The 12,744-nt window shown below is 57.0% G+C and carries 13 protein-coding genes and 1 pseudogene; 12 read left to right on the top strand and 2 right to left on the bottom strand.

The window, feature by feature from the left end; genetic code table 11:
- From BLS08_RS25620 to BLS08_RS25605, 4 genes and pseudogenes are all read left to right on the top strand, one after another.
- Window positions 1–142: pseudogene (locus tag BLS08_RS25620) on the top strand (ATP-binding protein); the annotation flags it as partial.
- Between the two features lie 309 nt (window positions 143–451).
- Window positions 452–670: a site-specific integrase gene (locus tag BLS08_RS25615; RefSeq protein ID WP_169886863.1), complete on the top strand. Its 219-nt coding sequence runs from the start codon at window positions 452–454 to the stop codon at window positions 668–670.
- A 206-nt stretch (window positions 671–876) separates the two neighbouring features.
- Complete coding sequence (locus tag BLS08_RS25610; RefSeq protein WP_330219700.1) at window positions 877–1,095, top strand: helix-turn-helix transcriptional regulator; 219 nt, start codon at window positions 877–879, stop codon at window positions 1,093–1,095.
- A 223-nt stretch (window positions 1,096–1,318) separates the two neighbouring features.
- Window positions 1,319–1,975: a hypothetical protein gene (locus tag BLS08_RS25605; protein ID WP_017675730.1), complete on the top strand. Its 657-nt coding sequence runs from the start codon at window positions 1,319–1,321 to the stop codon at window positions 1,973–1,975.
- Between the two features lie 368 nt (window positions 1,976–2,343).
- Here the strand turns inward: BLS08_RS25605 and BLS08_RS25600 are convergent, their stop codons facing one another.
- The gene (locus BLS08_RS25600) at window positions 2,344–3,726 is read right to left on the bottom strand and encodes a heavy metal sensor histidine kinase (RefSeq protein ID WP_017675729.1); all 1,383 of its coding nucleotides are present in this window, start codon (window positions 3,724–3,726) and stop codon (window positions 2,344–2,346) included.
- 2 nt (window positions 3,727–3,728) lie between these two features.
- On the bottom strand, window positions 3,729–4,406 hold the full coding sequence (locus BLS08_RS25595; RefSeq protein WP_004374688.1) for a heavy metal response regulator transcription factor: 678 nt from the start codon (window positions 4,404–4,406) through the stop codon (window positions 3,729–3,731).
- 206 nt (window positions 4,407–4,612) lie between these two features.
- On the opposite strand from BLS08_RS25595, the gene BLS08_RS25590 reads away from it, so the two are divergent.
- The 8 genes from BLS08_RS25590 to BLS08_RS25555 all read left to right on the top strand — a co-directional run bounded on the left by BLS08_RS25590 (window position 4,613) and on the right by BLS08_RS25555 (window position 12,662).
- Window positions 4,613–4,972, top strand: a complete 360-nt coding sequence (locus BLS08_RS25590; RefSeq protein WP_003139552.1) for a co-regulatory protein PtrA N-terminal domain-containing protein — start codon at window positions 4,613–4,615, stop codon at window positions 4,970–4,972.
- Window positions 4,973–5,139: 167 nt separating this feature from the next.
- Window positions 5,140–5,697 (top strand): cupredoxin domain-containing protein, encoded by a 558-nt coding sequence (locus tag BLS08_RS25585; RefSeq protein ID WP_017675728.1) that lies wholly within the window; start codon window positions 5,140–5,142, stop codon window positions 5,695–5,697.
- A gap of 147 nt (window positions 5,698–5,844) precedes the next feature.
- Window positions 5,845–6,378, top strand: a complete 534-nt coding sequence (locus tag BLS08_RS25580) for a cupredoxin domain-containing protein (RefSeq protein ID WP_003246762.1) — start codon at window positions 5,845–5,847, stop codon at window positions 6,376–6,378.
- A 79-nt stretch (window positions 6,379–6,457) separates the two neighbouring features.
- Window positions 6,458–6,706, top strand: a complete 249-nt coding sequence (locus tag BLS08_RS25575) for a DUF2933 domain-containing protein (protein ID WP_017675727.1) — start codon at window positions 6,458–6,460, stop codon at window positions 6,704–6,706.
- A 5-nt stretch (window positions 6,707–6,711) separates the two neighbouring features.
- On the top strand, window positions 6,712–9,075 hold the full coding sequence (locus BLS08_RS25570; RefSeq protein WP_012018611.1) for a heavy metal translocating P-type ATPase: 2,364 nt from the start codon (window positions 6,712–6,714) through the stop codon (window positions 9,073–9,075).
- 173 nt (window positions 9,076–9,248) lie between these two features.
- Window positions 9,249–10,976 carry an ATP-dependent nuclease gene (locus BLS08_RS25565; protein WP_017675726.1) on the top strand — a complete coding sequence of 576 codons (1,728 nt, stop codon included), beginning with the start codon at window positions 9,249–9,251 and terminating at the stop codon, window positions 10,974–10,976.
- Window positions 10,966–12,393, top strand: coding sequence for a UvrD-helicase domain-containing protein (locus tag BLS08_RS25560; RefSeq protein WP_017675725.1), 1,428 nt, complete (start codon window positions 10,966–10,968; stop codon window positions 12,391–12,393). The genes BLS08_RS25565 and BLS08_RS25560 overlap by 11 nt, the downstream gene beginning before the upstream one ends.
- 98 nt (window positions 12,394–12,491) lie before the next feature.
- Window positions 12,492–12,662, top strand: a complete 171-nt coding sequence (locus BLS08_RS25555) for a heavy-metal-associated domain-containing protein (RefSeq protein WP_090337753.1) — start codon at window positions 12,492–12,494, stop codon at window positions 12,660–12,662.
- Window positions 12,663–12,744 lie beyond the last annotated feature (82 nt).

The raw sequence follows: 12,744 nt of genomic DNA, 5'->3' as shown, positions 1-12,744 counted from the left end.
GACCCACCACTGCCACATCGTCGAAACCGGTAACGAGTCCTATCGCCTGCAACACAGTAGCTTGGCGGCCCAGGCCAAGATCAAATCACGGGAGCGAAAGCGTAAGGGCGGCCAGGAACCGGAGGACGATGAGCCGTTCTGATTTCATGGCGACGACGGCCTGCTACATGGCTGCGTGTGGCAGGTCTTAAACAACTGAACTGGGCTAGCGAAGGAGTGGGGGCAACAGCAGCTGCGCTGGTAGACTTATCCACAGTTGCTGGTAACAAAATCAGCAATCCGCCCTGGGTCAAATTTCAATCGGCAGGGTGGGTCAATTTTCCATCAGCGCCAACAGTCCAGTTTGTCTCATGCTGTGAGCGAGTGGCTCGCTACTGACCACGCCAAAATGAACGGCCAGCCCATCCCAAAATTTAGCCCACGTGATATTCGGCGCACATGCACGCAGTTCATGCAGCGTAACGGCATCAAGGATTTCGATAGTGACGCGTTGCAGTCACACGGACAAACAGGTGTTGTCGTTACGCACTATCGCAATAACCCTGAAGCGAAATTGCCTCAGATGCGCCCGACCATGGAGGCTTTCGATGCCGCGCTTAGCCGCCTGCTCGATAGTCCTGACGAGGATGAGCATCAGGCTGAGCAGCTGGATTTGTTCGAGACTGGATAAGTTCCAGAAAAGTCAAGTATTTTGTTGTGCGACCTAGGTTGCTGTGGAAATATACAGGTGTGAGGTTATCCGGAGCCTCTAGGTTTGCTGCTGTGACGTTGTCTACTTGATGCGCAGCGGAATTGGAAAAGTAGAACTAATGCCTGGAAGGCATGATCCGGCAGAGCAGTCAGCTATGAGGAACGCATTACCACCGCAGTACCCACATGAATCCACCAGCCTCTCTTTCTGGGAGGTGGGATATGTCTGAGATGATCCTTTTGGACTTCAATGCGGTTAGCCGCAAAGTCGGATTGAGTCGTAAAACTATCTACTGCCGTATCCGAGAGGGTGACTTCCCGAGACAGGTGAAGATAGGCCGAGCAAGCCGCTGGCTTCAGCACGAAGTCGACGACTGGATAGCCAGTGCAGCTGCAGCGAGATAGTAAAGAGGCCGGTCATATGACCGGCATTTTTTTGCCTGAAAGGATCATAGGACTTTTGATCCTATGATCCTTTCTGCAGTGCTGGTCTGATAGATATTGTGTCGACCGCTTGAGCCAGAATCAGTAACAAAGGCTGGGTACTACCAGTATCGTTCTGCATAGATCTAGCGCATGCCTATTCAGGCGTTGCCTGATTTGAGCGCTGGGTATCAAGGAGTATCAAGTGTTTCGTAGACCCATTCACGATGAGGTTATGGGCCTGGCCTCGCGCCTTGCGCAGCAATGCCATCCGCAAGTGGCGCAGCAGCATGCAGAAGAGCTGGCTCGGTATGCGCGGCTGACGTCGGCCTGCACCGCCCTGGAGTCTTTTAGCGGGTGCCGCCCCAGAATGGATGACGATGCTTTTGATGTGCTTGCCAGGCGCCGCTCTCAGGTGGCGGACCTTATCGCCCATGCGAATTTACATGCCTATGAGCAGGAAGCGCCTGAAGGGCTTTACTTGGCTATTCCGTTCTTTTCACGGTGCTCGGATAAGCAGCCGGTTTGGTTGCTGAATCGCACCGCTCAGTCTGTCACTTACCTGCGTAGGCAGTTGTATGCATACGCCAGCACGGACGAAGGTATTGATGAATACCAAACCGCTAGCAATGCCTTTGCTGATGGTATTGCCGCTTCTTCGGTGATCGAGCCAGGAGGCAGGCTCCAGATTGACGACTACTCCATGAGTTTTGATGGCGATTTCGTCAGTAATCGTCGAGTTATTCTGCTGATTGATGGCGCACGCAGTGAGTGGTTTACGAGTATCTCGAAGCTGGGTGGTTACCTTTGGGATGAAGCGCTGCATGGGTTGCATGCGTTGAAGAAGGTGAAGGACCTCTGAGTGTGTTGGAACTGCGGACTATAGGATTTTCAGTCCTATGATCGCCTCTGCAGTGCCACGGTTGAAAAAGCGCGGTCTCCAGTATCGAGACCGCGCTCACGCTTAATCGTCAGAACTGTTCAGCGGAAAGTCCATAGAGGGATGAGCTACTCGCTCGAATGCAGGCTTCCAGTCCTAAGTTTGTGGCAATAGGCGGCTGAAAAAGAAATCGGCGACTGCCAGCTTGGCCCCATAGAGACAGTCGTCTTCGGTGCGGCGAGTGCTTACGGAAAACGCCATTCCTGCCCAGACATAGGCGTAAGCCACAACACACCGGTGCAGAGCTAACTTCATTAGGGGTCATGTGCGCTTGGCTGCACAGCCATCCGCTAGGAGGGAGAGAGCCGAGGAAGTTCGATGTGAAAGCCTGTGAGGCCCTCTACCGAAGTGCACCAGATGCGGCCTTTGTGGGCCTCGATGATGGAGCGGGTGATGGCAAGGCCGAGGCCTGCATTGCTCGGGCCTCCCTCGCGCCGGGCGGGATCGACCCGGTAAAAGCGGTCGAAGAGCTTCTCCAAGTGCTCTGGAGCGATTGTGCCGCCTGGGTTTTCGATGCTTAGACTGGTTGTGTCCGCTGTCTGGCGGATCCGCAGCGAAATCGTCTTCCCCTCAGGCGTATAGCGCAGGGCATTGGACAGCAGGTTGGAGATCGCACGATCAAGCATCAGCCGATCACCACGCACTCGGCCTGTACCCGTTACAGAAAGTCGGATGTCACGCTCTTCGGCCAGCAGGCGGTAGTACTCGGTCAGCTTGGCGGCAACGTCCGCCAGCTCGATGTCGCTCTGTTCCGGGACGATCAGGCCGTTATCGGCCTTGGCCAGAAACAGCATGTCGTCGATCATTCGGGACATGCGCTTCAAGTCCTCCAGGTTGGAGTAGAGATTCTCTTCATAGGCATTGATATCGCGTTTCTTGCTCAGCACGACCTCGGTGTGGGTCATCAGGTTGCTAACGGGCGTGCGTAGCTCGTGGGCAATGTCGGCCGAAAAATTGGAGAGCCTAACGAAGGCATCCTCTAGCCGAGCCAACATCGCATTGAAGGATAGAACCAGTTGCTGAAGTTCCCGCGGCACTGGTTCGAGAGGGATTCGTTCCTGTAACGAGCGAGCGGACATCCCGGAGGCCACATGAGTGACTTGCCGCAGAGGCCTAAGGCCGCTGCGAGCAACCACCCAGCCGAGCGCGGCACTGAACAGGGCACTGATGACCAATCCAATCCAGAACCATCGTTGCAGCGTGTCGAAAAAGTGTGTGTGATTGGTGACGTCAAGAATCAGCAAAGCTGTGAGCGGCTCAGCCTGATCGGCTACCGAGATTTGCGCCGTCATGCCGCGGTACATGTGTTGGCCGTTCTGCCACTCCCACATGCTCTGCTCATTTTCACGTCTGAAACGCTCTGGTACTTCGACTGCTCTGGGGTCGGAGAACAGTACAGAACCGTCACTGGCCAGGATAGTGGCCGCCAGATCCTGATGGGCTCCCAGCAAGGCTCGCAACTGCGGTAATTCTTCCGAAAGGCTCGCTTCACCGCGAGCATTGTTGAGGATATGTTTGGCGGATTCGAGTTTCTCCACCAGGGCCTGCCGATCCAGCATCTTGAAGTGGTGCTGGCTGAGCATATTGAAACTCAGCCCTGCTACCGTCAGGACTGCAATTACCGCGGACATGAACATCAGGCTCATGCGTGCTGTCAGCGAAAGGTGCTTCATATTCACTCCGGCGCATCCATCATGTATCCCATGCCGCGGGCGGTATGAATCAGCTTGAGATCGAAATCGTCATCGATTTTTGCGCGTAGCCGGCGTACCGCAACCTCAATGACATTGGTGTCGCTGTCGAAATTCATGTCCCAAACCTGAGAGGCAATCAGCGACTTCGGGAGCACCTCGCCGCGCCGGCGCAGTAGCAATTCCAGCAGTGAAAACTCCTTCGCGGTCAGGTCAATTCTTTTCCCGCCACGGATCGCACGCCGCTTCATCAGATCGACTTCCAGATCGGCAATTTTCATGGTGGTCTGCGTCGGCGAACCATTACCTCTGCGCAACAGCGTTCTGACCCTGGCCAGAAGCTCTGAGAAAGCAAATGGCTTGATCAGGTAGTCGTCCGCACCCAGCTCCAACCCTTTAACGCGGTCTTCCACACCATCGCGTGCCGTCAAGAACAGTACGGGGACGTCTTTTCCTGCTGCGCGCAACATGCGCAGCACTTCCCAACCGTCCAGCCCAGGCATCATTACATCCAGAATTAGCAGGTCATAGGCTTCGCTAAGTGCATGCTGAAGGGCATCTGTACCGGTCATAACCCGGTCGACATTGAACCCAGCCTCGGTGAGACCTTGCTGGAGGTACGTACCGGTTTTGGGTTCGTCTTCAGCTACCAGTAGTTTCATGTGTGCAGACTCCAAAAGTCGGGTGGCCTGAGTTTGCAGGCAAACCGCGGCCCCAACCAGAAGCTTACGAAAATGTAATTCTGACTTCAGCTCACTGACAGGGTGGCTTGTCTAGGGTGCAAGCATGAGTACTAGGTTGTGCTCTCGGCCCTCGACAGACCAAAAGCAGAGGTGCCGGCCATAGTTTGCACTGATGGAGACTGCCCATGAAATCGCTGAAACCTTTGCTTCTGGTTGGTTCGCTACTGCTGTCTTCCATGGCTTGGGCCGAAGGGGGCAGCGACCGTGTATTCGAGCGCATCCAGCAGATGCGCGACAAAGCAGAAGCCGTGCTGATCCAGGCGGAGAAGGCCCCGGTCGGCGAGCGGCATGTGCACATGAAGGAGCATATGAACATGCTCGAAGACATCATGAGCCAGCTGCACAACGAACATCCCGCGCCAAACATGTCTGCCGAAGAGCATCTGGCCTGGATGGAAAAGCATGACAAGCTGGTAGACGACGTGCTGGGTCAAATGATTCGAGAGCACAAGCTGATGATGGCCGACAAGGAATGCCATCAGTAAAGATTTCCCCCATCTTACAGGCCTTTCGTGATTGCTCCTTCGGCCTAGCGGCGCCTTTATGGCGCCGTGCTTTTTCCCAGCTGACGCAATTGTAGTTTTGGGGTCAGCGGCCTCTCAGCAAGCGGGGAATAGCATGAGATTTCCAGCACCCATCTCGAGGTCTCACCATGAAACGCTTACCCCTTAAACTGCTGATCAGCACTCTGTTCATCAGCACCACCTTTCCGGCATTTGCCGAGCTCGGCGGCAGTAGCAATGGCATTGGGCAGCAGGCCCAGGCGACGCCAGCGACTCGTACCATCTTGGTAAAGATGGACGACATCAACTACAGCCAGAAAACGATCGATGTGAAGCCAGGTGAAACCGTGCGCTTCGTTCTGAAGAACGAGGGCGCGTTGATGCACGAGTTCAACATCGGGCAGGCAGCGTCCCAGCTGGAGCACCAGCGCAAGATGGCGGTCTTGTTCAAGGACGGTACGTTGACGCCGACAGGCATGGCCGAGCGCATTGTCTGGCATGAGCGTTATGGCATGGGAGACTCCAACCCTCCAGGCTATCCGGAAGTCATCAAAGCCAAGCATGACGACCCGAACGCGGTTCTCGTCGAGCCCGGCACAACCAAAGAGTTCGTGTGGACCTTCCCTAAGGCGGGCAGTTTGAGCTTCGCCTGTACATTGCCTGGGCATTACCAGGCGGGGATGGTCGGTGAGTTTGCTCTGCGTTAGTCCGGCATCGGTGCTACCCGTTGGCCGCGAGCTGGGTAGCACCGATCTGACGAACCTTACTGCGATGTAGTTTTCACGTCAGCGTACCGCCAGCTGCACCTCATTAGCATCGGGACTCATCCCTCCTCAACACCTCAGAGGCACACCATGAAACTCAGACCCGCTTTCATAATCACCACCCTTGGCTTGCTGCTCAGTGCTGCCAATGCGCTGGCCAGCCCGGGCCACAAGAAAGACAGTATTGGGCAACCGGGAGACGGTCAGGCAGTAGATCGCACCATCGAAGTCCGGATGGGGGACATCTTCTTCGAACCCAAAGCAATGGAGATCAAAGCAGGCGAGACAGTTCGCTTCGTCCTGAAAAATGACGGTGCATTGCTACACGAATTCAATCTTGGCAAAGCGGCATCCCATGCCGCGCACCAGAAAGAGATGGCCGCGATGTTTCAGAACGGCACGCTGTCCCCTACAGGTGCACATGACATGAGCAATATGGGCCATGCCATGGGCGGCATGAAGATGGTCGGTATGGAACACGATGACCCCAACAGTGTTCTTGTCGAACCTGGAGCACGCGAAGAGTTGATCTGGACCTTCTCCGCCGCCACCGAACTGGAGTTCGCCTGCAATATTCCAGGACATTATCAGTCGGGAATGGTCGGTAAGGTGACCGTACGCTGACGTTTATTGATACTCGCCAACTCCGTCCAGTCTGAGACACCTATACTGATCCGGCCGCCATTGAAACGAGGCTATTGTCGTGGACCATACCCATCACACCAGTACCACTGAGCCGCTTTTTTGGAAGAGCAAGATTGGCATTGCGCTGATCATGCTGGCCGTAATCGGCATCTTCTATGTAGCGCGTGAGCATTACGGTCATCTTTCGCAGGCCCTGCCGTACCTCATCCTGCTGCTATGCCCGCTGATGCATCTGTTTGGCCACAATCACGGCGGGCACTCCCACTCCAGCAGCACCGCTGTTTCCAAGGACGAAGAAAGGACATAGATCGCATGCAAAAGACCTCCTGCCATCATGACCAGGATCATTCACATAACTCGCACGCCCACTCCGAGAGCCAGCGCGACCCGGTGTGTGGCATGGAGGTCAAACCTGATGGCCCTTATCGCGAGAGCTTTGAAGGGAAGGCCTATCATTTCTGCAGTGCGAAGTGCCTAGAGAAATTCCAAGCAGATCCTCATCAGTACATGAGCCATCAGTCTCATGGGGAGCATCACCAGCACGCGACTCCAGCACCCACATCGACACCTGTAGGTGCTGAATACACCTGCCCGATGCATCCAGAAATCCGTCAACCGGCTCCCGGAAACTGCCCGATCTGCGGGATGACGCTGGAACCTGTCATCCCGGAGCTGGAAGAGGAGGAAAATCCAGAGCTGAAGGACTTCTCGCTGCGGTTCTGGTGGACCCTACCGTTGACCGTCATCGTGACCGTATTGGCGATGGCCGGCCATTCCTTGCAACTGTTTCATGGCACGACCCAGAACTGGGTCGAGCTGGCTCTGGCGACGCCCGTGACGCTATGGGGTGGCTGGGTATTCTTCACCCGCGGCATTGACTCCATCCGCCACCGCAGCCCCAACATGTGGACCCTGATCGGTTTGGGAACGGCCGCTGCCTACCTCTACAGCGTGGCCGCTACCTTGGTTCCGCAGTGGTTTCCGGCGGCTTTTGCCCAGGACGGACGTATCGGCGTCTATTTTGAAGCAGCCGCGGTGATTATCTCACTCACGCTGTTGGGCCAAATGCTCGAACTCAAGGCCCGCTCGCAGACTTCGGCAGCCATCAAGTCACTGCTGAGGCTGGCACCAAAGACTGCGCGTCGCATCAAGCCCGATGGCCAGGAAGAAGATATTCCGCTGACACATGTCCATCAGGGCGACCACCTACGTGTCCGGCCGGGAGAGAAAGTCCCGGTGGACGGTACGGTTCTAGAGGGGGAGAGCGCCGTCGACGAGTCGATGCTTACCGGAGAACCGTTACCCGTGACCAAGCGGGTAGGGGATGCCCTTATCGGTGCCACCCTGAACACCCACGGCAGCCTGGTGATGGAGGCGCAGAAGGTCGGTGCCGAGACCATGCTGTCGCAGATCGTTCAGATGGTGGCCAGAGCCCAACGTTCCAAGGCCCCCATGCAGCGTATGGCTGATGCGGTGGCAGGGTATTTCGTGGTCGGGGTGATCCTGATCGCGATTCTGACCTTCTTCGGCTGGGGGCTATTAGGGCCGGAATCAGGCTGGGTATTTGGCCTGATCAATGCGGTGGCGGTGCTAATCATTGCGTGTCCCTGCGCTCTGGGTCTGGCAACCCCGATGTCCGTCATGGTTGCGACTGGCAAGGCCGCTAGCAGCGGTGTGTTGTTCCGCGATGCCAGCGCCATCGAAAATCTATGCAAGATCGACACGCTCATCGTCGACAAGACTGGAACCCTGACTGAGGGGCGTCCCGTATTTCATAGTGCGGAAGGGACAGGCGGTTACGACTCCAATGAAGTGCTGCGCCTGGCTGCTAGTCTCGACCAGGGTAGTGAGCACCCGCTGGCTCATGCCATCGTCGATCATGCGCGCGGTCAGGGCATTGCACTGGTCAAACCGGACACTTTCGAATCTGGCTCGGGTATTGGTGTGCGCGGCCAGGTCGATGACCATCAGCTGCAGCTCGGCAACACCGCACTGATGGACGAGGCGGGCGTCGATATTACCCCGCTGCGCAATCGCGCCGAGCAACTGCGTCTGGAAGGCATCAGCATCATCTATTTGGCCGTTGATGGTCGCCTGGCGGGACTCCTGGCCGTTTCCGATCCGATCAAGCCTACTTCTCAACAGGCTGTCTCCAAGCTTCAAAGCGAAGACGTAAAGGTCATCATGGCCACTGGTGATGGCCTCACCACAGCAAGAGCCGTGGCGAAGCAGCTCGGAATCGAGGAAGTGCATGGTGAGGTCAAACCGCAGGATAAGGAGAAACTGGTCGCCGATTTGCAGGGCTATGGCCGTCGTGTCGCCATGGCGGGTGACGGCATCAACGATGCGCCCGCCCTGGCCAGGTCTGACGTAGGTATCGCCATGGGCACCGGTACCGATGTGGCGATGAACAGCGCCCAAGTGACGCTGGTCAAGGGAGATCTGATGGGCATCCTGCGAGCGCGCACCCTGTCAGTGGCAACCGTGAAAAACATGAGGCAGAACCTCGCCTTTGCGTTCCTCTACAACGCGATGGGAATCCCGCTAGCAGCGGGGCTGCTGTACCCGCTGACGGGGCATCTTCTGTCGCCCTTGATTGCTGCGCTGGCGATGAGTGTCAGCTCGGCGTCGGTGGTCTTCAATGCTCTGAGGTTGAAATCAACGGACATCGGATAGGCTTCCATACCACCGACCAGGTGATTATTCAGAAGCGCATCTGACCGGAAAATGCCGTACGGTAGTTTCCGGTCCGACCTATCTGTCGCAACACATAGTGACGAGGTGACGTTCTATGGACTGTTGCCGCTGCGGGTAGGAGACTGGTCGTCGTTAACCCATGAGGACTCTCCGTGGCCCGCATTCGCAGACTGATTATCAGCAACTTCCGATCTATCCAGGCGCTCGACTGGGTGCCGGCCCCAGGAATTAACTGCCTCATAGGTCCTGGCGATAGTGGAAAGTCCAGCATTCTAGATGCGATTGACCTTTGCGTCGGCGCTCGCCGAGGCGGCACGTTCGGCGACATGGACTTCTTCGCATTAAACGTCGATGTACCCATCACCATCAGCGTGGCGCTTGGCGATCTGCCGTTATCGCTGATGGATATTGATGTCTACGGCGAGTTCTTGCGTGGATTCCATCCCGGTACGGGGGAAGTCGAAGACGAACCGCGAGCGGGGCTGGAGACCGTCATCACCTTGCGTCTGCAAGTTGGTGCCGATTTGGAGCCTGTTTGGACACTTTTCTCCGAGCGCGCGGAGCAGCAGCAACTTGAACGCACTCTTCCCTGGAAAGAACGAGCGGCACTAGCGCCCGCCCGTATCGGCAGCTTTGCGAGCTCGAACCTGTCGTGGAGTCGTGGCTCAGTGCTCAATCGACTTACCGATGAGCGCGCCGAGCTTGGTGCTGAACTGGCGCGCGCCGCTAGGCAAGCAAGAGCGAACTTTGGCAATCAAGCAGCCGAACATCTGACCCAGACGCTTGAGGTCGTGCAACGCACAGCACAGCATCTTGGCGTTTCGGTCGGGGCTATGCCTCAGGCGCTCCTTGACGCACATTCTGTGTCGATTGGCGAGGGGGCGATCGCGCTGCACAGTGAAACAGGTATTCCGCTGCGCTCCCTTGGCACGGGCTCGTCACGCTTGCTAGTGGCAGGGCTTCAAAGGGCTGCGGCCAGCGCCGCGCCAATTGCCCTGGTTGATGAGGTGGAATACGGGCTTGAACCTCATCGGCTCATGCGATTCCTGGACTCGCTGGGTGCAAAGGACGCTGCCGCTCCGTTGCAAGTGTTCATGACGACGCACTCGCCGGTCGCGCTGCGCGAGCTGTCCGGCAGCCAGTTATTCGTTGTTCGGTCAGCACCTCAGCGCCACAGTGTTATGCCAGCTGGGGAAGCCAACGAGGTACAAAGTACCCTTCGGAAGGACCCCGAAGCATTCCTCGCCAAATCCATCATCGTTTGCGAGGGGGCCAGCGAGGTTGGCTTCGCGCGTGGCCTTGACCAATGGTGGGTCAGTCTTGGCGCTACCTCATTCCTGGCCCATGGCGGCGCGTATGTGGACGCCGGCGGGGGAAGCCCCGATAACAGTCTTATCCGGGGAACAGCACTTCTGAACTTGGGTTACCGCGTGATGGTTTTTGTAGATGCCGACAAGCCTTCGACCGCGGGGCTCGCTGAAGCATTCTTGGCCGCCGGCGGGCAAATTCTTACATGGCGACCAGGCCTCACGTTGGAGGACGAGATCTTCCGCCATCTCAGTGAGCAAGCACTCGATGCACTTCTGGCGAAAGCCGAAACAATAGTGGGTGCAGAGCTGATGAACGCACACATTCAGACGAAGTCCCAAGGCCGCGTGACGCTGAACGATATCCGAGCCAAGCGACTCGTGGATGGGTACTCACCTGAGAGACGAGAGCTGCTGGGAACCGCATCCCGTATCCGCAACAGCGGCTGGTTCAAGTCGCTGACAACCTATCAGGAGGTTGCAAGGGACATCGTCGGTCCGTCTTTACAGAACGTCGAACCGGGCTTCATGGCAGTCACGAATCAGCTCTGGACGTTTACAAGTGCCCCCTGAGATTGATCTTTTCGCTATCGAGCGTGGCTCCATAACGGCCCCCGCAGGTTGTGGAAAAACGCAATTGATTGCCGAGACGCTCATCGCGCATACGCAGAGCAAACCCATCCTCGTCTTGACACATACGAACGCCGGCGTTGCGGCCTTACGGGCGCGCCTGAGACGAGCCGGTGTTCCTAACTCCGCATATCGAGTCTCCACCATTGACGGATTCTCGATGCGCCTGATCGCTAAGTTCCCAGCGCGAAGCGGCCATAACCCGCAGATCCTACAGCTGCATCAACCCAATACTGACTACCCGGCAATTCGGGAGGCCGCCATGCAGTTGTTGCAGGCCGGTCACCTCGCTCAGCCCCTTCGCGCCACCTATGCACGGTTGCTTGTCGACGAGTACCAAGACTGCAACGTCGTCCAGCACGCCATCGTGTCTGGTTTGGCCCAGGTGCTTCCGACCTGCGTGCTCGGTGACCCGATGCAAGCCATATTCAGCTTCCGTGGCAATCGACTGGTGCATTGGGCGAATGAGGTGCAACCCCTGTTTCCCGCAGCGGGAGAGTTGAGGATACCGTGGCGCTGGCGGCTGGCTGGAGCTGAGAACCTCGGGCAGTGGCTGCTCGCCATAAGGCAACAACTTCAAGCTGGTCAGCCGGTGGATCTGCGCACGGCTCCAGCAGAAGTGCGTTGGGTGCAGCTAAACGCCGGAACCGAAGTTCAGCAGCGACTGGTGGCCGCGAGAACCGAAGCTCCCAACGCTCAGGGTAGCGTCCTCATCATCGGGGACTCCATCAACGTGCAAGGTCGCCATCAGCTCACGAGCCAGACACCCGGTGCCATGGCCGTAGAAGCCGTCGACCTGAGAGATCTCGTCAACTTCGCCAGGAACTTTGACTTGCAGGGTGCCAATGCTCTGGCACAACTTGTGGAGTTTGCTTCCAGCGTAATGACGGGGGTAGGTGCAGCAAACCTGCGAACGCGCGTGGAGTCTCTGCGCACAGGACGTGCCCGAACGCCACCGACCCCGGCCGAGGCCGAGGCCGTCGCATTCGTCGGGGAGCCAACACCGCAGCGAGCACTCCTTGTGCTCAACGCCCTCGCCGAACAGCCGGGGGCACGGGTGTACCGACCGGAAGTTCTGCACTGCTGCCGGTCCGCTATGCAAGCTGTGGCGGGAGGTACAGCCGACTTTCTGAGTGCAGCCATTCAAGCGCGAGAACGCAATCGACACCTTGCCCGCCCCATCGCAAGACGCTCGGTAGGCAGCACATTACTTCTCAAGGGGCTCGAGGCGGATGTCTCGGTTGTTCTGCATCCTGAACTTATGACCGCTCAGAATCTGTATGTCGCCCTGACGAGGGGCGCAAGGCACGTAGTGGTGTGTTCATCGAACCCCATCCTGATGCCTGTGAACAACGGCTGAGCCTTATTGTTGCGTTTGCGCACTTGACCTTGCCATCGTGTCAAGGTCGATACTGTCTGTGCGGTAACTTGAGCCGCGGACGAAATGAGGTGAGAGAGATGTTCAGCCTGAATGTTTCGGGTATGGGTTGTGGCAGTTGCGTGAGCAAAATCACGAAGGCCATTCAAGCTCTGGATCAGGATGCACGAGTAGAAGTGGATCGAGCGGCCGGCAAGGTCACCGTTGAGAGCACAGAAAGTGCCGAATCGATCCGCGAATGTTGCCGCTGACCGAAAACTGACCCAGTAGAGGCTGTTCTGCCGACTGAAAACTGACCCAGGTGTTCAACTGCTTCTGCTCAATTTTTGAGCA

The sequence above is a fragment of the Ectopseudomonas chengduensis genome (assembly GCF_900102635.1).
Classification (GTDB): Bacteria; Pseudomonadota; Gammaproteobacteria; order Pseudomonadales; family Pseudomonadaceae; genus Aquipseudomonas; species Aquipseudomonas chengduensis.
Note: the sequence above shows the minus strand (reverse complement) of the source record. Positions and strands in the feature narration are given on the sequence as shown.

Bases quoted from the DNA above. Each gene is read 5' to 3' on its own strand.
- BLS08_RS25615 (WP_169886863.1), top strand. From the start codon at position 452: ATGCAGCGTAACGGCATCAAGGATTTCGATAGTGACGCGTTGCAGTCA.
- BLS08_RS25610 (WP_330219700.1), top strand. From the start codon at position 877: ATGAATCCACCAGCCTCTCTTTCTGGGAGGTGGGATATGTCTGAGATG.
- BLS08_RS25600 (WP_017675729.1), bottom strand. From the start codon at position 3,726: ATGAAGCACCTTTCGCTGACAGCACGCATGAGCCTGATGTTCATGTCC.
- BLS08_RS25595 (WP_004374688.1), bottom strand. From the start codon at position 4,406: ATGAAACTACTGGTAGCTGAAGACGAACCCAAAACCGGTACGTACCTC.
- BLS08_RS25590 (WP_003139552.1), top strand. From the start codon at position 4,613: ATGAAATCGCTGAAACCTTTGCTTCTGGTTGGTTCGCTACTGCTGTCT.
- BLS08_RS25585 (WP_017675728.1), top strand. From the start codon at position 5,140: ATGAAACGCTTACCCCTTAAACTGCTGATCAGCACTCTGTTCATCAGC.
- BLS08_RS25580 (WP_003246762.1), top strand. From the start codon at position 5,845: ATGAAACTCAGACCCGCTTTCATAATCACCACCCTTGGCTTGCTGCTC.
- BLS08_RS25570 (WP_012018611.1), top strand. From the start codon at position 6,712: ATGCAAAAGACCTCCTGCCATCATGACCAGGATCATTCACATAACTCG.
- BLS08_RS25555 (WP_090337753.1), top strand. From the start codon at position 12,492: ATGTTCAGCCTGAATGTTTCGGGTATGGGTTGTGGCAGTTGCGTGAGC.